The sequence below is a fragment of the Ruminococcus albus AD2013 genome (assembly GCF_000526775.1).
Classification (GTDB): Bacteria; Bacillota; Clostridia; order Oscillospirales; family Ruminococcaceae; genus Hominimerdicola; species Hominimerdicola alba_A.
Genome location: NZ_JAGS01000001.1, coordinates 656,347 through 678,181, shown reverse-complemented (window position 1 = coordinate 678,181; position 21,835 = coordinate 656,347). Strand labels below are relative to the sequence as shown.

23 protein-coding genes are annotated in these 21,835 nt (G+C 44.2%); 3 read left to right on the top strand and 20 right to left on the bottom strand.

Annotated features, from left to right (window positions below; genetic code table 11):
* Window positions 1-8: 8 nt before the first annotated feature.
* Entirely contained in the window at window positions 9-1,259 is a 1,251-nt protein-coding gene (locus tag N773_RS0102915; RefSeq protein WP_024856368.1) for a CAP domain-containing protein, read from the bottom strand.
* 429 nt (window positions 1,260-1,688) lie between these two features.
* Here N773_RS0102915 and N773_RS0102910 point away from each other — a divergent pair, with 429 nt between their 5' ends.
* From N773_RS0102910 to N773_RS0102900, 3 genes are read left to right on the top strand one after another with little or no spacing between them, the layout of a single operon-like run.
* Window positions 1,689-2,249 (top strand): hypothetical protein, encoded by a 561-nt coding sequence (locus tag N773_RS0102910; RefSeq protein WP_024856367.1) that lies wholly within the window; start codon window positions 1,689-1,691, stop codon window positions 2,247-2,249.
* 27 nt (window positions 2,250-2,276) lie between these two features.
* Window positions 2,277-2,849 carry a hypothetical protein gene (locus tag N773_RS0102905; protein ID WP_024856366.1) on the top strand — a complete coding sequence of 191 codons (573 nt, stop codon included), beginning with the start codon at window positions 2,277-2,279 and terminating at the stop codon, window positions 2,847-2,849.
* A gap of 2 nt (window positions 2,850-2,851) precedes the next feature.
* Complete coding sequence (locus N773_RS0102900) at window positions 2,852-3,580, top strand: prolipoprotein diacylglyceryl transferase family protein (protein WP_024856365.1); 729 nt, start codon at window positions 2,852-2,854, stop codon at window positions 3,578-3,580.
* 35 nt (window positions 3,581-3,615) lie between these two features.
* Here N773_RS0102900 and N773_RS0102895 read toward each other — a convergent pair whose 3' ends face one another.
* From N773_RS0102895 to N773_RS0102805, 19 genes are all read right to left on the bottom strand, one after another.
* A complete protein-coding gene (locus N773_RS0102895; protein ID WP_024856364.1) occupies window positions 3,616-4,461 on the bottom strand; it encodes a peptidylprolyl isomerase in 846 nt (281 codons plus the stop codon).
* A gap of 12 nt (window positions 4,462-4,473) precedes the next feature.
* Window positions 4,474-5,889 carry a cysteine--tRNA ligase gene (cysS, locus tag N773_RS0102890; protein ID WP_024856363.1) on the bottom strand — a complete coding sequence of 472 codons (1,416 nt, stop codon included), beginning with the start codon at window positions 5,887-5,889 and terminating at the stop codon, window positions 4,474-4,476.
* A gap of 20 nt (window positions 5,890-5,909) precedes the next feature.
* Window positions 5,910-6,533: a hypothetical protein gene (locus N773_RS0102885; protein ID WP_024856362.1), complete on the bottom strand. Its 624-nt coding sequence runs from the start codon at window positions 6,531-6,533 to the stop codon at window positions 5,910-5,912.
* Complete coding sequence (gene epsC / locus N773_RS0102880; RefSeq protein WP_051454248.1) at window positions 6,534-7,205, bottom strand: serine O-acetyltransferase EpsC; 672 nt, start codon at window positions 7,203-7,205, stop codon at window positions 6,534-6,536.
* A gap of 347 nt (window positions 7,206-7,552) precedes the next feature.
* Entirely contained in the window at window positions 7,553-8,146 is a 594-nt protein-coding gene (gene pgsA, locus N773_RS0102875) for a CDP-diacylglycerol--glycerol-3-phosphate 3-phosphatidyltransferase (RefSeq protein WP_080678286.1), read from the bottom strand.
* Between the two features lie 13 nt (window positions 8,147-8,159).
* Window positions 8,160-9,491, bottom strand: a complete 1,332-nt coding sequence (gene rimO, locus N773_RS0102870; protein ID WP_024856359.1) for a 30S ribosomal protein S12 methylthiotransferase RimO — start codon at window positions 9,489-9,491, stop codon at window positions 8,160-8,162.
* A 94-nt stretch (window positions 9,492-9,585) separates the two neighbouring features.
* Entirely contained in the window at window positions 9,586-9,990 is a 405-nt protein-coding gene (locus tag N773_RS0102865) for a hypothetical protein (RefSeq protein WP_024856358.1), read from the bottom strand.
* A 3-nt stretch (window positions 9,991-9,993) separates the two neighbouring features.
* A complete protein-coding gene (locus tag N773_RS0102860) occupies window positions 9,994-10,629 on the bottom strand; it encodes a regulatory protein RecX (protein WP_024856357.1) in 636 nt (211 codons plus the stop codon).
* A gap of 4 nt (window positions 10,630-10,633) precedes the next feature.
* Window positions 10,634-11,842: a recombinase RecA gene (gene recA / locus N773_RS19670; protein WP_024856356.1), complete on the bottom strand. Its 1,209-nt coding sequence runs from the start codon at window positions 11,840-11,842 to the stop codon at window positions 10,634-10,636.
* 139 nt (window positions 11,843-11,981) lie between these two features.
* On the bottom strand, window positions 11,982-12,368 hold the full coding sequence (locus tag N773_RS0102850; protein ID WP_024856355.1) for a hypothetical protein: 387 nt from the start codon (window positions 12,366-12,368) through the stop codon (window positions 11,982-11,984).
* Window positions 12,369-12,394: 26 nt separating this feature from the next.
* Complete coding sequence (locus tag N773_RS0102845) at window positions 12,395-13,057, bottom strand: leucine-rich repeat protein (RefSeq protein WP_024856354.1); 663 nt, start codon at window positions 13,055-13,057, stop codon at window positions 12,395-12,397.
* The gene (prmC, locus tag N773_RS0102840; RefSeq protein WP_043537750.1) at window positions 13,054-13,908 is read right to left on the bottom strand and encodes a peptide chain release factor N(5)-glutamine methyltransferase; all 855 of its coding nucleotides are present in this window, start codon (window positions 13,906-13,908) and stop codon (window positions 13,054-13,056) included. The genes N773_RS0102845 and prmC overlap by 4 nt, the downstream gene beginning before the upstream one ends.
* Window positions 13,902-14,867: a DUF1385 domain-containing protein gene (locus N773_RS0102835; RefSeq protein WP_024856352.1), complete on the bottom strand. Its 966-nt coding sequence runs from the start codon at window positions 14,865-14,867 to the stop codon at window positions 13,902-13,904. Before N773_RS0102835 ends, prmC begins: the two co-directional genes overlap by 7 nt.
* Window positions 14,857-16,383 carry a sensor histidine kinase gene (locus tag N773_RS0102830; protein WP_024856351.1) on the bottom strand — a complete coding sequence of 509 codons (1,527 nt, stop codon included), beginning with the start codon at window positions 16,381-16,383 and terminating at the stop codon, window positions 14,857-14,859. Before N773_RS0102830 ends, N773_RS0102835 begins: the two co-directional genes overlap by 11 nt.
* Before the next feature lie 15 nt (window positions 16,384-16,398).
* Window positions 16,399-17,103: a response regulator transcription factor gene (locus N773_RS0102825; protein ID WP_024856350.1), complete on the bottom strand. Its 705-nt coding sequence runs from the start codon at window positions 17,101-17,103 to the stop codon at window positions 16,399-16,401.
* A 45-nt stretch (window positions 17,104-17,148) separates the two neighbouring features.
* Window positions 17,149-18,513, bottom strand: coding sequence for a hypothetical protein (locus N773_RS0102820; RefSeq protein ID WP_024856349.1), 1,365 nt, complete (start codon window positions 18,511-18,513; stop codon window positions 17,149-17,151).
* A gap of 148 nt (window positions 18,514-18,661) precedes the next feature.
* A complete protein-coding gene (locus tag N773_RS0102815; RefSeq protein WP_024856348.1) occupies window positions 18,662-20,896 on the bottom strand; it encodes a GH25 family lysozyme in 2,235 nt (744 codons plus the stop codon).
* A 219-nt stretch (window positions 20,897-21,115) separates the two neighbouring features.
* Window positions 21,116-21,556 carry a ribose 5-phosphate isomerase B gene (gene rpiB / locus N773_RS0102810; RefSeq protein ID WP_024856347.1) on the bottom strand — a complete coding sequence of 147 codons (441 nt, stop codon included), beginning with the start codon at window positions 21,554-21,556 and terminating at the stop codon, window positions 21,116-21,118.
* Between the two features lie 39 nt (window positions 21,557-21,595).
* The gene (locus N773_RS0102805) at window positions 21,596-21,784 is read right to left on the bottom strand and encodes a hypothetical protein (protein WP_024856346.1); all 189 of its coding nucleotides are present in this window, start codon (window positions 21,782-21,784) and stop codon (window positions 21,596-21,598) included.
* Window positions 21,785-21,835 lie beyond the last annotated feature (51 nt).

Here is a 21,835-nt window from a genome sequence, read left to right as displayed (position 1 = left end):
AAGATTCATTATTCAAGTTCATCAACAGCATTCTGCTTCTGCTCATAAACAGTTTTAGCTGAACCGTAAGCAGATGAAGCTGACTGTGCAGCCTTTTCTTTGTCGGTAACTGCCTGTTTAGCAGAATTGAGGGCACTCTCAGCACGTTTCATCGCTTCCTCCGCGCCCGAGTAACTCTTGCCCTTGATAGCGGTTGAATAATAGGTATTGAATTTCTCGGAAAATTCAGCGAGAGGCATCATCCGTCCTGCATCATAGCCCTTATCACAGAAAAGCACATTATGAACATTGCCATTCTTGTGACTGTAAGCAAAGCCGGCAGCGATATGTTCTTCATTCACAAGGCTGAGATAATTGCCGCCGTTATCGTCCTTTTCATCATAATACCATATGGTGAAAGGATCGTCGAAACCGATAGCAAGATCTTCGTCTAGACCGGTTCCGTTGGAATTGCTGTTATCCGCAGAATAAAGATCGTTGTTCAGCGCTGCAAGAGCCATAAGCTTACAGCTTACCTTGACCTCAGGCTTGCCCTCGGCTTTTCTGATCTCGTTGATGAAATTAAGATACTCTATGCTTCTCTTCATGCATTCCAGCGATGCTGCATCAGCAGAATCACCCATATTTGAAAGAGATACAAGATCAGAATCATTCAGAGTTTCAATACCTTTGTGATCGTGTATACTTTCAAAGAAGCCAAGCATACCCTTGTTGAAGTTCTCTTTTTGTTTCTCATCATAATTACGCTTGATCTCTTCGTACTTTGACTTTGCGTTATCGTATTCACCCTGAAGCTGGTCTCTTCTGCTCTTTGCATCGTCCAGAGCCTGATTACACTGATCGAGCTTTTCGCCCGCTTTCTCAAATTTTTCTGAAGCTGCTTCAAGCTCTTTCTTAGCCTTCTTCAGCTTTTCTTCTTTTACTTCTTTATTCGATCTCGTAGTTGTAGTCTCAGTCTTGCGGCGGTTATCTATCTTTTCGGTAGACTGTGTGACCACAGGGGTCTCTTCATCGGGCTGACTTTCCTCGCCGCTGATCGTAGTCGTAATATTGGAATCAGTGTCTGGTAACACATCATCAGCATCAGTTGTAAGGCCATCATTTTCAGCCGTGACATCACCTTCATCAGAAAGGTTCTTTCCGGAACGTTCGATCGAGAAAGGATCTCTTCTGAGTGAGTATTTGATAAGCAGTCCCGAAAAGACTACTACCACAATAACAGCTATCCCTATCCAAAGCTTCAAACTGCTTCTTACCATTTCCTACCTCACTTTATAGAAATTAAAAAAAGCTTATATTACTCATATAATAACATATGGTTTATTATAGCACAACAGATTAAATATTCATGATATACTTAGTGAACAAAAAGTGAAGTAATCATTTTCGATGTAATATTTTTCATTCAAATCGTGTCAATAACTGTGCAACCAGTACAATTCAAGCTAAAAATTCGCCTTCAAGCCGAATTTTATACCAATACCTGGTATACGCAAATAACGTCATTTGATCGCAGTTCTTAGTTTCAGCTTTATTTAAAATATAACTCTGCTTACTGTTTCCATACCGGTTAAAAACTACTGAGATTTGTCCAAACCGAATGTGCAATAGCTTGCATTATTGTCAATTGTATGATATAATAAATAGATAATCAATCATACTTATTATTGAGATCTTGAGGTGTATTTATGGTAGTCAATTATTACGGTATTCTCGGATGCGAATGTATATGGGATCAGAATGGTTTATTTCTCGCAGCACCCGCAGGGGTACAAGTACAGTCGCTTCAGCAGCTTGGATTTTACACTGCTGCCGACGGAAGGTGGTACAAACAGCTTTCTCCGCAGGAATCCGCATATCTGAATTCCATGAAAAATGTGTCTGTTGTTGATCTGCCTTCACAAGGCTATAATTTCGGTATGGTGTCAGGTACAGCATCAGATATGGAAGAATCCCCCGAGGATAAAAAGAGAGCAAACACTCTGTGCTTGATATCATTGATACTAGGGCACGGACTAAGTTTATTCAGTTATATACTTACACAAATATGTGATATGCATACTTATTCCATATTTGGAACAGCAGGTCTGATCGCATTTATCCTGATGATATATGTACGTGTAAAATATCCGAAGAATAAATTCGGCAAGGTACTTATGATACTTTATATTGTTGAAATCATAATAGCAATTATAGTTTTAATCGCAATTATCGCTGCGTGTGCTTCATGCTTGAACGACTGCTCGTGAATGTGATGTCAACACTAAGGTGAATTTATGATAGTTAATTATTATGGTATTCTCGGATGCGAATGCATATGGGATCAGAATGGTGTATTTCTGTCAGCCCCCGCAGGTGTACAAGTTCAGTCGCTTCAGCAGCTTGGTTTTTATACCACCGCCGACGGAAGGTGGTACAAACAGCTTACTCCGCAGGAATACGCGTATCTCGAATCCAAAAGAAATATGGCTGTTGTTGACTTGCCAGAGTATGGGTATTCTGGTTTACCCAATTCATCAGAAGAATCTCCCGAGGATAAAAGGAAAGCAAACATCTTGTGCTTGATATCCTTGATATTTGGTCAAGGGTTAAGCGTATTAAGTTTTGTACTTTCAAAGACATATAAACTGGGTATTTCTCCGCTCACCGCAATACTCGGTATATCTAGCTTTATACTGATGATCTATGTGCGTATTAATTATCCGAAAAATAAATTCGGCATAGTGCTAATGACAATTTATTGTATAGAAGCAGTTTTAATACTTATAGGGATAATAGCAGTTATTATCATGTGCTACTCCCTTATTTCCTCGTGCAATTCCTTCTTTAATGACTGTAGGGGATGTTAATAATGACGACTATGCATATCCATATAAACACTACACATTCCCACATACAGCCCTATGGTCTGATGATAATAATGTCGTTTATTGTTGGGGCGGCGGGGATGTATATACTTAATATCCGAAAAGGAGTTCAGAAAAATATAGCACGTTATCTGCTTTTGCTTCTGCCTTTGATGAGCTTGTTCTGTGCTGTAATGCTTACATATATCACAAGCGGCGGAAAGAACTACGGGCTATCCTCTGTCGGCGGATTAATTGGAGTATACGCTGCTGTTATCACAATGGGGCTTATGTCTCCTAACAAAAGTGATATACCTGTAATGACAGAAACAGCAACGGTAATGCTTCCGCTGATGTACAGCGTTTCAAAAATCGGCTGTTTTCTGGCAGGGTGCTGTTACGGTTTTGAATATAACGGCGCATTAGCCATTGAGTATTCGGGACGCTACGCACATGACCATCCTGCTTTTCCTGTACAGGCGACCGAGACACTTACATTCCTTATCATATTCCTGATCGGCGTTATGCTTTACGTTAAAAAGATGCGGTACGCTGTGCAGATGATCTTCATTGCATCTGCATCAGCAAAATGTGCGCTGGATTTTCTCCGCGCATCGCATGAAGGCATTATACTTTCACTAACACAGGTATTCTGTATAATACTTGCTGTCATCGGCATAATATGGCTGATTCTCAAAATGAAAACCCATAAAACCAAAAGAGCTAATACTTGATAATGATCGGTCTTAGCTCTTTTTATTATGTAATATTATTCTGAATCGGTGGTGTTTTTATCCTGACCCAAACTAAAGAAACTATCGTTCCTGTGTTCGCCGTAGGTAGATAAATATGCCTTATTGATGATGATATCTTTTTTAGGACGAAGGTCGTCATCATCTTTCATTACTTCGGCACGGCAGATAGCATCATAAGCATCAAAGCCATCATACACCTGTCCGAAAATGGTGTACTGCTGAGAGAAATTCGGTATGCCTCCCTTGCTCTTGAAAGTTTCAACGAGCTCGGTGTTGCCGCCCGCAGAATCAAGTTCTTCCTTGAATTCGTCGGTGAATTCCACCGTATCAACAAAAAGTATACGGCTGCCCGACATGATCTTTTTGTTGAAGATGGAGCCGCCCTTGTCACCATAGGATATCAGTGCCCCCTTGAAAGGCCACAGGTCCTTGTTTATCTCAGGCTCGATCTGAGTTTTATCTGTATCGTCAGTTTCAGTACCGTCCGATGCTTTTGAACCGCCCATGAAATAAACGTCCTTCTGTACTGCGAATACATAGGTTCCGTCGTAGTATCCGTCCTTGACCAGATCCTCGAAATACTCAACGAACTTCGGTGCCTGATCGGGATAAAGCACTGCAGTGAATGTGCCCTCGGAAGTTTCAAACACAACAACAGGTGCATCGTCCTTTGGTACCTGATACTGTATAAGATCAACATTATCGGGATCAAGTGTGCCTGTCTTCATTCTCTGACAAGCATTGAACAGCGTAAAAACCAGCACAAAAGCCAGGGCTATCATTGAGAAATTGAAATATATCCTGAAACGTCTGCTGCGCTGCACATCGTAATAATTCTTTTTTGGTTTCTTGTTTTCCATCATTTCCTCCGCTTAAAGCTTAGTCACGGTAGTACCCTGACGAGTTTCCTTGACCTCATAGCCAAGAGCGGTTATCTTGTCGCGTATCTCGTCTGCCTTGGCAAAATTCTTGGCTTTTCTTGCAGCCTGTCTCTCCTCAACCAGTGCCATTACCTCAGCGGGGATATCAGCACCGCTGTTCTTTTCGTTCTGCTTCTTTGCAGCATTGATAAGACCTACGCAAAGCACCTTGTCGATATCCTCGATAGCGGCAAGCTTGGTAGCAGCGGAAGCATCGGATTTCAGGATATCATAAAGAACTGTCATGCCGTTTGATGTGTTAAGATCTTCGTCCATAGCAGCAGCAAATGCAGCTTTCAGCTCATTAACTTTAGCTGCATCAGCGGCAGAAGCGTCCTTTTCATTCAGCAGTGCAGCGATCCTTGCAGTAAGCTTATCATAAGCAGTCTTTGCATTGTCAAGGTTTTCCCATGAGAATACCAGTGACTTTCTGTAGTGAGACTGTAAGCAGAAGAATCTGTATACCAGCGGGTCATAGCCCTTTTCTTCAAGCAAGGATACTGTCAGGAACTCGCCCTTAGACTTGGACATCTTGCCTGTATCGGTATTCAGGTGATGAACGTGGAACCAGTAGTTGCACCACTTGTGTCCGATATAAGCTTCGGACTGTGCGATCTCATTGGTGTGGTGGGGGAATATATTATCAACGCCGCCGCAGTGGATATCAAGATACTCGCCGAGATTTTTCATGGATATGCAGCTGCACTCGATATGCCAGCCAGGATAGCCTACGCCCCAGGGAGATTCCCATTTCAGCTCCTGATCGTCAAACTTGGACTTTGTGAACCACAGCACGAAGTCAGCCTTGTTGCGCTTATTTGTATCCTCTTCAACGCCCTCACGGACACCTACTTCAAGATCCTCTGCGCTGAAATTGTGGAACACATAGTACTCCTTCAGCTTGGAAGTATCAAAGTAGATATTTCCGCCTGCCTCGTAAGCATAGTCTTTTTCGATAAGGGAAGAAATGACCTTGATAAACTCATCGATATAGGTCGTTGCAGGTGCCACAACATCGGGGGTCTTGATATTCAGCTTAGAGCAATCGGTGAAGAAAGCATCGGTGTAGAACTTAGCGATCTCCATAACAGTCTTATGTTCGCGCTTTGCACCTTTGAGCATCTTGTCATCACCTGTATCGCCGTCAGAAGTAAGATGACCAACGTCAGTGATATTCATTACTCGCTTAACATCAAGGCCTGTCCAGCGCATATACTTCTCCAGAACGTCCTCCATGATGTAGCTTCTCAGGTTACCGATGTGGGCAAAGTGATATACAGTAGGTCCGCAGGTATACATGGATACCTTTCCCGCAGTGTTCGGTACGAATTCTTCAACCTTATGGCTGAGTGTGTTATAGATCTTCATTGTTTTTTCCTCCTGATAATTTACTTGGAAATTTTATTAAGTTCAAGTCTGACTGGCTTTTTGAAATTCAGCTCACTCACTCCAGTAACACTGAACCAGTTGAGTTCACTTCCAAAAAGTGACCGTGCATCTTCAAGCAGAGCAGATTCATCTTTAAAAAAATGCCTGCGCTGATATATAACGCTGTCCGTTTCATAAGCTGAAAGCCAACCTGCGCCATCTGCAAGTTCAACAGCATAAAAAACTGTGGGGTATTTATCCAGACCGGTTATCTTTACAAAGGCTTGCTGCTGTTCATCGGTAAGCATTACCCTTTTGTATGACCTTATCTCCAGTCTGCGGAAATTATCGAAGTAATTCACGAACATACGGTAGCCCTCTTTATTGCCGAAATATGTCATGAGTATATCGTACCAGTCGGCTTTGGGTTCATCGTAGGTCAGCGAACACCTGATGAATTCAGTGAATAGTCTCCAGTCAGCGGGCAGGAGCGAATATTTTTCAGGGCTTTCATTCAGTATCATATTTGAAGCCAGACAGAAATCATAACCGAACTGAAAGTATTTCAGTGCTGTCAGATCCTCGCCGCCCGTAAACAGATATGGCTTTGCCAGCATATGTTCAATAAGCTTTATCGTATCCATTTATCTGCCCTCTTGTCCTATGAGCTTTTCCAGATCTTCAACACGCTTTTTAAGGCGTTCAAGTTCGATCCTTTCCTTGCAGAGCTCCTGAGAAACAGGATCGGGCATATGCACCTGATCGAGATCGAGTGTGCGCTTGCCGTTCTGCTTAACTACCTTTGCGGGAACGCCAACTGCCGTACAGTTTGGCGGAACAGATTCAAGAACCACGGCGTTAGCCGCTATCTTTGAATTATCTCCGACCTTGAAAGGACCGAGCACTTTTGCGCCGCAGCCCACCATTACATTATTGCCCAGTGTAGGATGACGCTTACCCTGATCCTTGCCGGTACCGCCGAGGGTACAGCCCTGATACAACAAACAGTTATCGCCGATCTCGGCTGTTTCACCGATAACGACTCCCGCGCCGTGGTCTATCAGCAGACCCTTGCCTATCTTTGCCCCGGGATGTATCTCGATACCCGTAAGAAAACGAGCCGTCTGGGAAATCACCCTGGCTACAAACTTTAAATTTTTAAGATAGAACCAGTGTGCAACACGATACATAGCCACCGCGTGCAGTCCTGAATAAGTCAGTATCTCTAAAGTACTTGTCGCTGCAGGATCCCTGTCCTTGATGGACTGTATCTCATCTTTGTAGCTTCTTATGATTCTGGTTATCAACTTACTCATGTTGACCCTCCGTGTTTCTGAATAAACATATCATTTATAATTACTGTAATGCGTTCAGTCGGAAAAAGCAGACCTCTGTTAAATAAAAAAGCCCCCGAACACGCAACGTATGCGCATTCGGAGGCGAGAGATCCCGCGGTCCCACTCCGTTTCACTGTACATATCTTGTACAGCCTTGATATCCTTAACGCGGATAAACGAGGAGGGATACTGAGCATTGCTGTTCCCCTCTCCCTGCTGTCAGCCGCACTTCCCACCGCCGTAACTTAGCCTTGCACCGAACGGCTTTTCTCTTGACGTCACTGATGCGGGGTACTCTTGCTGATGCGCATTTCGGGAATATTCAATTATTCATTAGGGTCTATATACTTCGCGTAAGCTTTAAGATAAACACCGCCCGATATAACTGTAAGTATAACAGCTATCCAGATCAGCACCTCATTCATCAGGAAAACAGGGTGTGTCCAGTTCAGATCGGGAGCACCTTTAAGCTCGGGGTAGATTATCTGCATAAACATTATAGCTATCATAGCAACCATAGTGAAAGCTGTTTTAAGCTTGCCCCAGATGCCTGCGGCAACAACAACTCCCTCGCCTGCAACAACTAGTCTCAGACCTGTTACCATGAATTCTCTTGAAAGTATGATAACAACAGCGATAGGATCTATCCATCTTTCAAAAGTAAAACATATCAGCGCCACCATGACCAGCAGCTTATCAGCCAGCGGATCAAGGAATTTGCCGAAAGTTGTAACAAGATTCTGTGCCCTTGCTATCTTGCCGTCCAGCATATCCGTCAGCGATGCGATTATAAATACCGACATTGCAAGTATCGTATGCAGTCTCGGACCTATCTCAAAGCAAAGCATAAATACCATGAAGAATGGTATGAGTATAACTCTCAGCACCGTGAGCTTATTTGGCAAATTCATTTTCTTCATCGGAAAGTCCTCCTTATTCCGTTACAGTTCCCAGCAGATCGTAGTCAAGAGTATCAAAAAGTTCGACCTTGACGTATTGTCCCACTGCGACTTTTTTCTCGGAGGTAAAGAATACCTTTCCGTCTATCTCGGGCGCATCTGCTGTACCTCTGCCAAAATAGCACTCCGCATAGCGGTCAAATCCTTCGCAAACTATCTCGACTGTCTTGCCAAGCTGTGCCTGATTATATCTTTCGGTCACCAGCATCTGCTCCTGCATGATGATATCAGCGCGTCTATTTCTTGTTACTTCATCTACCTGATCGGGCATTGAATATGCCTTTGTGCCCTCCTCGGGAGAATATGCGAAGCAGCCAAGTCTTTCAAAACCGACATTCTTTACAAACTCGCAAAGTTCCTCAAACTGAGCTTCGGTCTCCCCGGGGAATCCTGCAATGAGGGTAGTCCTCAGCACAATATCAGGTATCCTCGCTCTCAGCTTCTGTATCAGTTCAAGCAGAAAAGCCTCGTCTCCTGCACGGTTCATTCTTTTCAGAACATCACCGTTGCAGTGCTGTATAGGCATATCTATATATTTTACCAGTTTATCCTCGGTCGCCAGCACATCGATGAACTCATCGCTGATTCGCTCGGGGTAGCTGTAAAGTGTTCTTATCCATTTGAAGCCCTCTATCTCGCAGAGCTTTTTAAGCAGTTCAGGGAGCATTGACTTGCCATAAATGTCCTCACCGTAGCGGGTGGTATCCTGTGCTATGACTACGACCTCGGTAACACCGTGTTCAGCCAGCCATTTAGCTTCCTCCAGAATATCTTCCATCTTCCTGCTGCGGAATTTTCCTCTTATGGCAGGTATTGCACAGTAGGTACAGCAATTGGAGCAGCCCTCTGCTATTTTAAGATATGCAAAGAAAGGCTCGGTGGATATCAGTCTGCCGCCCTCCATAGGAAGGTCTGTCTTGCTGCCGTAGGCGCAAACGCTTTCCTCGGTGCGGTATATATCCCTGATTATATCGGCTATCTTGCCGTTTGAACCAAGTCCTACGACTGCGTCAAGCTCGGGTATTTCCTTTTTCATCTCATCGCGGTAGCGCTCGGCAAGGCAGCCTGTTGCGATAACGTGCTTTATCCTGCCCTCTTCTTTAAGGGTGCAGAATTCAAGTATCGTATCGATAGCTTCCTGCTTTGCGGATTCAATAAAACCGCAGGTATTAACAATGACCACATCAGCCAGAGCTGCATCGCTCACAAGCTCATAGCCCTCTTTTTTTAGGTCATAAAGCATATGCTCGGCATCCACCTGATTTTTGGGACATCCAAGAGAAACCATACCCACTCGTGTAGACATAAAATAAGAACTCCTATCAATTTAACATTCTGCTCGATCACATTATTACATTATAACACCTTTTTCCTGATTTGTAAAGAGCTGTAAAAATATTTTACATTAATTTACCTTCACAGGATATCTCGATCGACCCATCTCCCAGAAGTTCGACCATAACACCCTCACCGAGAGCGCCATTTTTTGCGGTTACTGTTATACTCAGAACAGTGCCCTCATCGTCTTCATCAACAAAAGCACTTTCTATCTCCATTATCTCTTCTATCTGCGCAGAAGTCAGCAGAGGGAATTTCTTCTTGTCGTACTTTCCATCGCGCTTTATTATCTCGGCAAGCTTTGACTTGTTGCGCTCTACCCTGCCCAGCTTGTCAGCAATATCGGAGATATTATCCATTATATCCTGCTGATCTTCCATATAAAACAGGACCGTCACAGGCTTGCCCCAAATCTCGTAAGATATCTCAAATGCTTCCTGTTCCTCGTTGTACTTAATCTTATCCAAAATCTACTCCTCCTCGCCGTATTCTTCTTCAATATCTCGCAAGACCTCTTTTATGAGGTCATAACCATAACCATATCTTACCAGCGCATTCTTTACACGGTTAACGCCCTTTTCGTCATCAAGGTAACGCAGATATTTCTTCTCCACCAATTCATAAAGGCGGTCATACCACGTATCTTCCTCGTCTTCGTCATATCTGTCAAGGGCTTCGTTAATGACTTCCGATGTGAGACCTTTATTTCGCATCTCACGGAACGCCCTTGTTCTGCCGAATTTTTTGACTTCAACATAATGACGCGCCATACCCTCAGCATAGCGTCTGTCGTTGACAGTGCCCATCTCCACCATCTTATCCATTACACGATAACAGGTGTCTTCGGAATAATTCTTTTCAAGCTTTCGGAAGAGTTCGATATACGAATAGTCCTTATAATCCAGCAGATACAGCGCTCTTTCCCGCGCCTTGCGGTATTCTTCCTCTGCCTTGATATCTTCCCACGCAGACAAAGGCAGACTGATGCCTGCCTTTAAATTATATCTGCTTACTATCTCACGATTCAGGAATTCAGCATCCCTGTCCTCGAATTCGATCATATAAGTCGCGCCCTTGTAAAGGGATACGTTGGTTATTTTAAGCATTTTTTTACTCACCGAGACTGTCGATATCTATCGGTGCGAACTCCTCAAAATCCTCATCTGAAGGATTCTCGGGTTCGACAGATGCCTTATCAGCGGTGATGCCTGCACCTGCATTAGCCTTTTCTTCAAGCTTTGATTTTTTCTCAGATTTCTTATTTGAAGAAGCCAGTGCATCATCAACGGAAGCCGCCTTTATCTTCTCCTCGATCTCAGCCATGATATCCGGATGATCCAGCAGGAACTGCTTGGAGTTGTCTCTGCCCTGACCCAGTTTGTAATCCTCATAGCTGAACCATGCGCCGCCCTTCTTGACGATACCGAGATCAACAGCCGCATCAAGAACTTCGCCCACGCGGGAGATGCCCTTGCCATACATGATATCGAATTCACACTCCTTGAAAGGAGGAGCGACTTTATTCTTTACGACCTTACATTTAGTCCTGTTGCCCAGAACTTCTCCGCCGTCCTTGATCTGCTCACCGCGTCTGACTTCAATACGTACCGAAGCATAGAACTTCAGCGCACGTCCGCCGGGAGTAGTCTCGGGGTTGCCGTACATAACACCTATCTTCTCACGCACCTGATTAATAAATACGCAGGTAGTATTGGATTTAGAAACAACACCTGTCAGCTTTCTCATAGCCTGTGACATAAGTCTTGCCAGCTGACCTACGTGGGTATCGCCCATTTCGCCGTCTATCTCAGCCTTTGTTACCATAGCTGCAACAGAGTCGATAACTATGCAATCGATAGCACCGGATCTTGCCAGTGCTTCGGCTATCTCCAGTGCCTGCTCGCCGCTGTCTGGCTGTGATACCAGCATACTGTCGATATCAACACCCAGATTCTTTGCATATACAGGGTCGAGAGCGTGCTCAACATCGATGAAAGCAACATCGCCGCCCATCTTCTGGGTCTCTGCAATAATATGCAGTGCAACTGTTGTCTTACCCGAGGACTCGGGTCCGTATATCTCGATGATACGTCCGCGGGGAACACCGCCTATACCAAGAGCCATATCAAGCATCATAGATCCTGTGGGGATAGCCTCAACGTCCATAGCCCTTGCATCGCCCAGCTTCATTATAGCACCCTTACCGAACTGCTTTTCAATAAAAGCAATGGCAGTTTCAAGTGCCTTCTTCTTCTCCTCAGCGTCGGTGATGTTGTGGACCTTAACGTCCTTTTCCTTTTTCTTCTTATCGATAGCCATATTTTTTATTTCCTTTCAAAATCAATTTTATCGGAAATTTTTCTTTCCTGCATATATTATAACACATTAACTGTCCCTTTGTACGGACTGCAAGTGATTTTTTGCCAAATTAAAGATTTGCGTACTAAAATTCGTACTATTATCGTTTTCTGTACTCTTTAATGTACTCTATGCGTCTTTTTCGACGTTCAGAACCGTTTTTCTTATGAAAATAGTTATCCTGAAGACTTCTTTTTCTCATCAGAGCATGACGTACAGCCATATGTCCGCTGAGTTCGGATTCTGCATCAAACAGAATACCCCAGGGTCTTGCGGGACGTTTTGCGCACATAGGACAATCAGGATCGCCGCAGACATCTTCTGCCCACCTATCGCAGGCAAGGCATCCAAGTGCATCATACATCGGGAAATCATAAAGTTCCGCACCGCACACTTCGCAGACACGACCCGTTTCAAAGGCAAAGCCTTCGTTTACCAGTCTGCGCATTTTTGCACGTCTTTTAAGGTAGTTCTTCCTGTTTTTCAAATTTCATCACCGCCGACATACCGGCATTATTTTATTTCGTCAGACGACTTCGGTATAGTGCAGTCGTAATGCCACTTCGCGTTCAGAAGCCCTGCATTGAAGCCTTCATCGCAGAAGTCTATCTTTGTCCTGTCTTCCTCGCTGCCCTCGTAGAAAACTTCCTCGGGTGCAGTGAAGTTGAAGGCTTTGAAGCCTATAAATTTCATGCTTTTCGGGATATAAATACGTTTCAGCGATCTCATCCCGGCACAGCTGTACTCTATCATACGTTGACAGCCCTCGGGTATAACGATAGTTTCAAGTGACTTAGCATTCAGTGCCGTGTCCCCTATCCACTCGACACCCTCGGGTACAAAAAATACCTTTCCGTCAAACTTCGGCGGCATAAAATAGAACTTCTTCATATCCTTAGAGTACAAGCCGCCCTCATACATACGGAAATACTCATTATCATCTTCAACGATAAAGTGTTCAAGCGCATTGTTGTAATCGAAAATATCACCTTCGATATAAACAACAGGCGCACCATTTATCGTATTCGGGATATAGAAATTCCTGATATTACTGACACTTTCGCGCGTACCTATCAGCCATATGCTGCCGTCATCTTCTTCCTCGGTGCTGAAATAGACCTTGCAGCCGTCACAGATATAAAACTTTTCTTCCGTTGTGATATGCTTTGTATTCATTTTTTTGTACCCATAACACATCTCATTATGCCGCAGGGGTCGGGCTTACAGCGGACGTTCTCAAAGCCGTGCTGAACCATTATCTGCATAACGTCATCTTCCTGACCCATACCTATCTCATATATCAGCATACCGCCTGTTTTAAGCCTGTTTTTCCATATGCGTGTAACAGTGCGGTAAAAATCAAGTCCATCCTCTCCGCCAAAAAGTGCTTCTTCGGGTTCGTGAGTAACTTCCTTTTGAAGACGTTCCATATCTTCCCCTGTGAGGTAAGGCGGATTGCATACTATCAGGTCACATTCAGGGATGATCTCGACACATGACGATCCGAGCACATCACCCATCACAAGCTTTACTGCCGAACCGTTCATTTTAACATTCTCACGAAGATATCCCGCCGCTTCTTCGCTCTTCTCAACGGCGTAAACTTCACTGCACCGCAGATATTTTTCCAATGCAAGTGCGATACAGCCGCTTCCCGAACAAAGATCGGCGATAACTAAATTATCCAATTTTTTGTACTTTTTAACAGCCAATTCCACAAGAGTTTCCGTATCCTGTCTTGGGATGAGCACGCCTTTACCCACCTTGATCGGGATACCGTAAAACTCCCATTCTCCCAGCAGATACTGAAGAGGCTCGCCATTCTCTCTCCTGCCGCAAAGCTCTTCAAAAGCTGCGCTGACAGAACTTTCAGCCTGTTCGTCAAGCGCAGATTCAAAAGTCCCGCTTCGGCAGTCCTTGCCCATAGCCAGCCCAAGAAGCTCACTGCAATCGAAAAACGCATTATCACAGCCCGCCTTTTCAAGACGTTCAGCCTGCGCTTTAAGAAGCTCCCTGTAAGTCACCACTGATCGTCCTCTTTATTCTCGGGTATAACGGCTTTCAGCGCAGCGATAGCACACTCGATCTCTTTTTCATCAGGCTCGCGTGTGGTTATGCGCTGTATCCACAGTCCCGGGGCTGAGAATATACGGGTGCAGGCGTTGGTATACTTTCCTGCCAGACGTATCAGCTCGTAAGCTATACCCGTCACCACAGGCAGAAGTGCCAGTTTGCACAGCACTCTCAGTGGCAGACTAGCCCATGATATTCTGAAAATAGTGTTCACAAATATACTTATGAACAGCACTAAGAATATAAAGCTTGTACCACATCTCGGATGAAATCTTGTGAACTGCTTTACATTTTCAGGAGTGAGCTCGGTCTCAGCCTCATAGCAGGCAATGGTCTTGTGCTCAGCACCGTGATACTCATAAAGGCGCTTCATATCGGGCATAAGTGCAGTAAGTGAAGTATACCCGATGAATATTCCTATCTTGAGAAAGCCCTCTATCACGTTTTTAAGAACTGTGTTGAGCTCTGTTCCCGCCAGCTTTTCAACCAGCTTTATCAGAGCCGAGGGCACCCACATGAACAGGAACATAGCTATAACAAGTCCAATTATCATTGAAATAGTGGTAACAATTGGCATCAGCTTGTCGCCAAGCTTATCCTCCAGCCATTTCTCAAACTTTGTGGGTTCTTCCTCATCGTCATCTGTCATCTGCTTGTCAACTGAACGTGATATGCACTTATAGCCATCTATCATCGAGGTCACGAAATTGAATATGCCCCTGATGAAAGGTGTTTTTCTGTACCAGGCAGGATTTTTGCCGCCCTTTATCTCCCACTCATCTAAATCGATAGTGCCATCGGGCATACGGTTAGCCATAGCGCCCTTGTCTATGCCGCGCATCATTACGCCCTCAATAACTGCCTGACCGCCTATTTTTGATTTGAATTTTTCCTTACCGGCATTACTGCTCATCGGTCTCTTTCCTTTCTATAGCCTCCTCGGGCTTGTCATCAGAGGATATCAGCTCAACATCGACAGTATCGCTTTCCTCCAACTTATCTTCCTGCTCTATACAAGGCAGAGTTATCATAACAGTAGTTCCGACACCCTGCTCACTGTCAATAGTCAGAACACCGCCGTGTCTTGATATTATCTCATCAGCCACAGCAAGTCCTATACCCGAACCGCGTCGTGTGTGGTTCGCCTTGAAGAATTTCTGCTTTATCCTGGGAAGGTCTTCCTTTGATATACCTATACCCGTATCGGATACAGATATACATATATCTCCGTCTTCTTCATAAGCCTCAACTGATACAGTATCTCCCTTGTCGGAATACTTTATCGCATTATCAACAACATTGATGAACACCTGTCTGAGCCTGTTCTTGTCACCGTAAACAAAGGGGAGCATATCCGGTTCAAAATAATTCAGTGTGATACCAAGTGCCCTCGCCCTCTCCTGATAGATAAGCACAGTTTCACCTAACTCGGCAAGTATGTCTATGGTGTCCATCTGGAGCATCAGCCTGTTATCCTGTATACGGGAGAAATCAAGAAGTTCCTCCACCATCTGTGAAAGTCTTTCCGTTTCACTGTTGATGACACGCATACCTTTCTTGAAAGTCTCCACATCACCGTACATCGTGGCGACAGTTTCCGTCCAGCCCTTTATCGCTGTAAGAGGTGTTCTCAGTTCATGTGATACCGAGGATATGAACTCGTTCTTCATCTGCTCGGTATTAGAAAGCTCTTCAGCCATGTTGTTTATGGAGTCGCACAGCTGCCCCAGCTCGTCCTCGCTTTTTTTCTCGATACGCTTCGAGAAATCGCCCTTAGCATACTTATGTGTTATATCAGCAATACCGCGGATAGGTATAACTATCTGCCTTATAAAATACATACCTGTGAAGAACATCAGCAGGATTATACCCAGCACGATAGCAGATATCACCGCTATTATCATAACTATCTGATTATCTACGTTCTTCATGGAACTCAGCATCCTGAGAGCTTCATAGTCGCAGCCCTTAGGGGATATGACAGAAGTTACAGCCACCACTTTTTCACCTGTAGGCAGCTTGATTATCTGCGCAGCCGTACCCGCCGCCGAAGCCTTTGCCTCTGCGTAATCGGTCATGCTGTCACTGCCCTCCAGTGAAAATCCCGAGGAAGTAACATCGACATCACCATCAGCGGTTATAGCCATCAGCTCTATCCTGTCCTTGTCCTCATAGCTCTCCACAATGCTTCTTATCTCAGCATTGTAGTTAGTTGTATCCCCTGCCGAATTCATCACCGAAGTGGTTATGATATTCATTTTTGAAGTCAGGTACTGCTTAGCTGAAGTATAGTAATAGCTCCGCACTATCACTATCAGCACTATCTCCACCGCCAGAAGTATCAGCGTAACAATGCCCATGCTGTTTATCAGCCAGTGCCTAGTTATGCTCTCTCTGCCGCGGTATCTCCGTTTAATATCAACGCTCAATTTCAGCAGTACTCCTTAACCGTTTCCGCCCGACCACTTATAGCCGAATCCCCAGATCGTCAGTATATACTTAGGATTTGAGGGTTCATCTTCGATCTTCATGCGGATACGTCTTATATTTACGTCAACGATCTTGTCATCGCCGTAATAGCTCTCGCCCCAGATATGGTTGAGTATACTGGATCTGTCCAGAGCAGCATTCTGATTCTTGAAGAAATACTCCATTATCTGGTATTCTACCTGGGTCAGATCTATCTGCTTATTGTTCTTGAGAACGGTCCTGCTTTTGAGATTAAGCACAAAAGGTCCCGAAGTTATAGTAGAAGCCTCCTCGGGCTTAACAGCAGAGCGGTTGACTCTTCTGCAAACTGCGTCAACTCTGGCGATAAGCTCGGATATGGAGAACGGTTTGGTGATATAATCGTCCGCACCACTCATCAGGCAGGATATCTTATCCATTTCCTGGCTCTTGGCAGAAAGCATGATGATACCAACAGAATTGTTCTTCTCGCGTATCTTTTTGCATACCTGCATACCATCGATACCGGGCATCATTATATCCAGCAGAGCAACATCGAAGCCACCCTCGTTCTCTTCATATGCTTTAAGAGCATCCTCGCCGCAGTTAACATCTACTACCTCATAACCGCTCCTTACAAGATTTATAACCACAAACTCGCGGATGGAGTCTTCATCTTCGCAAACAAGCACTTTTTTCATAGTAAAAGTTCTCCTCTCGTTTATTATTTCAGTAATTATCGTGCATCAGCCAACGATAAAGAAATTGTTCTTGACCTCATCTATGGTGAGTATCAATTGTTCCCTCTTATCCTCGGGAAGCTTTACATAATAATCCAGCTGACCCTTGCTGGCGATGAGTTTATAACCATCGTCTGCATAGGACTCACTGTCCTTTCGGCTCACAGCCGCTATTCTCATAATTTCGGTATTTGAACTGTTGATATCACCGCTGTATTTGTAAAACACCAGTTCCGACATATCCGGTTCCCTCTTGATCGTCACCTGATCGTTCCACCTGTTGGGGAAAGCGAAGAAATAACCGTTGGATATTGAGTAGTATCCGTGATACTTCTCCGTCAGGTCAAAGAAATCCTTGTATACGTTCCATGTGGTCATGTATACCATCTCATCGGTGATAGCATTCTCATAACCCGTCATAGGCTTTACCGATGGTATCTCAACTATGCCGTCATCGTCAACATCAGTGCTGTAATAGCCCGACGGTCTTGTACAAAGGGGCAGAAGCTTCTGCGGACTTAACTGCATGGGATTCTGCAAACTCGAATACCGATAGTAAACTATCTCCGTCTGAAGATTGCCGTCAGAATTCATGCCGTCAATAAATATCGCCTCATGCTGTTTGTTCAGCAGACCCGAGCAGGTATTGACGTAATTCACGACATTTGAGCACATATCTATGCCCTCTGTCCTGACAAGTTCATTATCCGCAGACATATCCAGAAGCGAAGCCTTAGCAGATGTTGCATTTGTTTCCGAATTGGTCTGCCTTTGTATCGTAACTATCTCGCGATAGCCGTCATAATTTATATCCAGCGTATCCAGCACCGAATAAGTATCAGTACCAACACGTTTGAAATCTCCGTCATAACAGCTGTATATCTCCAGTGCACAATCTGTACCTGTCACCGACTGATAACCTACCAGCACATTGTAACGGTTTTTCTCGCCCATCTGCGCGATTATAACTCTGTCAACTTCAGTACCTGCACCTGCAAGCTCCTTTACCGAGAACCATTTACCGTTCTCATCTTTGTCCAGCAGATTGACTCTTATACCGTTATCCGAGCCTGCACCTGTGTTGTATTCGTAGAATACCAGTGCTTCCTTGCCGGGATCTCCGTCAAGATTTCCTATAACAAAAGCCGAACGGTTATCACCGTTTCTGGGATACTTCAGTGTAACGCTTCCACCGACAGCAGCCGTCAGAGCTTCATGGATCTCGCCCTGCTCCTCGGTGAGCTTTGGAGCATTTAGAAGACCGTCAACCGTAAAGCTGAACCCGGTACAGCCGCTGAGTCCGACACTTAGCGCCGTCACAGCCGCAGCAAGGCTCAAACGTAAACAGCTCACCACATCACTTCCGATCATTTCAGTTTCATTCCATACGTTATCATTATAACACAAAATCCCGCAAATGTAAAGACACCGCGGAGCAAAAAATTCCACCGCAATGACAACATCTTTTCCACCATCAAAAAAAGCAGCCCCGCCAAAAGCGGAGCCGCTAAATATGTGATTAACCTAAAATGTCGTCGAAGTCAAGAACCTCTTTAGTCGGTCTTGATTTTTCATCGCCTATGATATAAAGCTGATTCGAGAACAGACCGTAACTTACGACGTTCTTGTCTCCGATATAGCCCTTTACTCTTACACTAGCAAAATCAGCATCCTTAAGATCGCCGATCATAGCCATATTGCCCCTTACAGTAGAATACAGTTCGTAACCTTCGCCCTTGTCAAGGTAAACCATGTATTCATCGCAGTCCTCGATATCGTTCCACGAGATAACTGCATAATCATTGGTCTTGCTGACCAGTGCAGCTTCAGTAACTTCGGGCAGTGATATTATCACTCGGTTTGATGCCTCGGTATAAAACTCCTGATCGTTCTTGACATTGTAACCCTTAACCAGGAAAACAGTTGCCTCTGTATCATCGGTGCTGAAATGACAGCGATCAACTCTGCCTATCTCGACCTCTCTGCCGTCATTAGTAAGCTCATATACAACATAGCCAAGGGCATCATCGATCTTATTCCATGTCAGACCATCTGCATCTGAATCCAGTTCGATAGAACCCTTAGGAGGATAATTAACACCCTTGAATGAGCAGATATTTGAACGTTCAGTATAGAACTTCTCACCTTCGAGCTCTATATAAGCCTGAACATAGAAATCAGCAGTCTGGCTGTCGTCAACAAAATAACTGGTGTCATTGACAGCAAGCTCACTGACTTTACCATTAAGATTTCTGGTTATGATGTAGCCATCTGCCTCGGGAACAGCTGTCCATACCAGTCTGTTAGCCCTTAACTCAGCTGTAGGCACACCTGCGGGAGCATTACCGGGAAGATCGACCTGTTCTGAAAATTCACCGCATAAGCCATTCTTGTTATAAGCTCTTACAGCGACCTTTTTCTTCTGAAGATTTTTTCCGATTATCTCAAAGCCGGTATCAGCTGTCTTGCTAATACGCATTAATTTGCCATCAGTTACAGTGTATACCTCATATCCGGCTGCCTCAGGAACAGCATCCCAGCTGACCATGACCTTGTTGATACCGTTTCTCTTTGCATCAACACCTTCAGGTGCCTGGCGGAAGCTGTCAACCATATTGGAGGTTTTACCGTAGTGATTCTTTCCGCTGAAATAGTTGTATGCTGCAACACAGTATTTACCTGCTGTCTGACCGTCTATCTCAAAGCTTGTACCTGTAACATTGGCAACCTCATAAGTATCGGTACCGTTGTCAGAACCATATACAGTGTAACCGTCAGCTCCCGCTGCCTCATTCCAGGTAAGCACTCCGTTTTCGATATTTAAATTAACTTTGGTTGTAGGAGCGTAATTCACGTCATACATAACGTTGATATCTACACTGCCCTTGATGCCGCTGATATCAGCATTGCTTGAATACTGCCACATATCATATATGCCTGCGTAATTAAGCTGTGACATATACGCAGCGACCCAGGTCTTGTAATCATTACCAAGTTCGGGACCGTTTATCATATTATTCAGCCAGTAAAGGTTAGCATATACGCCCGACTCATAGCCGTAAGACTCAATCCTGTTGCAGAACTCCTTGCATAGCTTTGTCTTCTGAGCCTTTGTAAGACCTGCATGGTCAAGTCTGCCGTAATCGTAGTCAACGCTCTCGATATCATAGTATACAGGAAGATCAAGAGTATAGCCTTTCAGCGCATTAGCACAGAAGTCAGCCTCTGCACGAGCCTCAGCGTAGCTTATAGCCTGAGTGTAGAAATATATTCCTACTTTCAGACCCGCAGCTTTTGCACCATTGATATTCTCATAGAAACTGTTATCCATCATAAGCGTGCCTGCTGAGCCATAACCACGATATCCAAGTCTGATTATAACATCGTTTATGCCGTCTGCCTTGACTTTTTTCCAGTCTATCTTTCCCTGCCACTGCGAAACGTCGATAAGATATGTTCTGTTCATTCCGTCGAATCTGCTGTCGTGGCTAAGGTAAGAACCGAAAGTACCGCATATTGTGGAATAGTTCTGCTTGATCCTGCCCGCAGGAGATATACTCGCAAATTTATTAGCGATGAGGTTATGCTTGTATTTCAGATAACCACCATCGTCATTCTTTTCAGCATTAGTGACCGCAATGGCTCCATCGCTTATAACTTCCTTGCTGACTTCATCAGCACTGGCTGTCAGGGTCATGCCCGCGATAATAATACCCGCGATGACTGCGCCCGATGCCGCTTTGATAAATTTCATAAATATAGACCTCCGTAAAAGTTACAGTTTATTACATAACGGTTACATTCAATGCCATATATTATACTCGATTTCACAAAGCTTGTCAATAGAAAGAATTTTCCAAACAAATAAAAAAACTCCCAAAAGTCGGAATTTTTGTAAAAAATCACCGATTTTGGGGAGTAAATCATATCAATTTAAACAAAATTAATCAACTATATAAATTGATTTTTTATATTATACATTTTCGATGGCATGGATCTTATCAACTCTGCGCTGATGTCTGCCTCCCTCGAAAGGAGTATCGATAAATACCTTGATAAGTTCGCAGGCAAGACCTGCACCAACTACTCTTGCTCCTATACACAGAACATTCGCATCGTTGTGAGCTCTAGTATACTTAGCCGAAAAATAATCCGAACAGCAAGCAGCCCTTATGCCCTTTACCTTATTTGCCGCCATAGACATTCCAATACCTGTGCCGCAGATAAGTACAGCCATTTCGCACTCACCGCTTGTGACCTTAGCGCATACTTCCTGAGCCTTGTCAGGATAATCGCATTTTTCGCCTTCCTGAACGCCCAGATCAACATATTCCACGCCTATCTCATCCAGATATGCAAGTACCTCTTTTTTAAGCTCGGGACCTGCATGATCGCAACCAATTGCAAGTTTCATAGTAGTTTACCTCCACATTTTGATTTTAGATACATTTTCTCAAATGTCCAAATCTTCCCTTTTCCTCTTTTTCATATTTCCAAACAACATAAAGAATTCAATTAAAGCCATCACATGAAGAACAATCGATATTATAAGAAATTCTTTTCCATGCCCCTTTAACAGAAGGCAAACCGTCGCCGATAAAAGCAATGCATACGCATAAAACGGGTCGATAAATCTCTTCATAACAACTCCACCTCAATATAAAATATCCTGTACCACAATTCAAATTTATTG

Excerpts from the sequence above, each read along its gene's own strand:
- N773_RS0102915 (WP_024856368.1), bottom strand. The coding sequence starts at position 1,259 with ATGGTAAGAAGCAGTTTGAAGCTTTGGATAGGGATAGCTGTTATTGTG.
- rpiB (WP_024856347.1), bottom strand. The coding sequence starts at position 21,556 with ATGAAACTTGCAATTGGTTGCGATCATGCAGGTCCCGAGCTTAAAAAA.
- N773_RS0102825 (WP_024856350.1), bottom strand. The coding sequence starts at position 17,103 with ATGAAAAAAGTGCTTGTTTGCGAAGATGAAGACTCCATCCGCGAGTTT.
- N773_RS0102820 (WP_024856349.1), bottom strand. The coding sequence starts at position 18,513 with ATGATCGGAAGTGATGTGGTGAGCTGTTTACGTTTGAGCCTTGCTGCG.
- N773_RS0102895 (WP_024856364.1), bottom strand. The coding sequence starts at position 4,461 with ATGGAAAACAAGAAACCAAAAAAGAATTATTACGATGTGCAGCGCAGC.
- rimO (WP_024856359.1), bottom strand. The coding sequence starts at position 9,491 with ATGTCTACACGAGTGGGTATGGTTTCTCTTGGATGTCCCAAAAATCAG.
- N773_RS0102845 (WP_024856354.1), bottom strand. The coding sequence starts at position 13,057 with ATGAATACAAAGCATATCACAACGGAAGAAAAGTTTTATATCTGTGAC.
- N773_RS0102905 (WP_024856366.1), top strand. The coding sequence starts at position 2,277 with ATGATAGTTAATTATTATGGTATTCTCGGATGCGAATGCATATGGGAT.
- N773_RS0102815 (WP_024856348.1), bottom strand. The coding sequence starts at position 20,896 with ATGAAATTTATCAAAGCGGCATCGGGCGCAGTCATCGCGGGTATTATT.
- cysS (WP_024856363.1), bottom strand. The coding sequence starts at position 5,889 with ATGAAGATCTATAACACACTCAGCCATAAGGTTGAAGAATTCGTACCG.
- N773_RS0102860 (WP_024856357.1), bottom strand. The coding sequence starts at position 10,629 with ATGCTTAAAATAACCAACGTATCCCTTTACAAGGGCGCGACTTATATG.
- epsC (WP_051454248.1), bottom strand. The coding sequence starts at position 7,205 with ATGAGTAAGTTGATAACCAGAATCATAAGAAGCTACAAAGATGAGATA.
- N773_RS0102885 (WP_024856362.1), bottom strand. The coding sequence starts at position 6,533 with ATGGATACGATAAAGCTTATTGAACATATGCTGGCAAAGCCATATCTG.
- recA (WP_024856356.1), bottom strand. The coding sequence starts at position 11,842 with ATGGCTATCGATAAGAAGAAAAAGGAAAAGGACGTTAAGGTCCACAAC.
- N773_RS0102900 (WP_024856365.1), top strand. The coding sequence starts at position 2,852 with ATGACGACTATGCATATCCATATAAACACTACACATTCCCACATACAG.
- N773_RS0102910 (WP_024856367.1), top strand. The coding sequence starts at position 1,689 with ATGGTAGTCAATTATTACGGTATTCTCGGATGCGAATGTATATGGGAT.
- pgsA (WP_080678286.1), bottom strand. The coding sequence starts at position 8,146 with ATGAAGAAAATGAATTTGCCAAATAAGCTCACGGTGCTGAGAGTTATA.
- N773_RS0102805 (WP_024856346.1), bottom strand. The coding sequence starts at position 21,784 with ATGAAGAGATTTATCGACCCGTTTTATGCGTATGCATTGCTTTTATCG.
- N773_RS0102835 (WP_024856352.1), bottom strand. The coding sequence starts at position 14,867 with ATGAGCAGTAATGCCGGTAAGGAAAAATTCAAATCAAAAATAGGCGGT.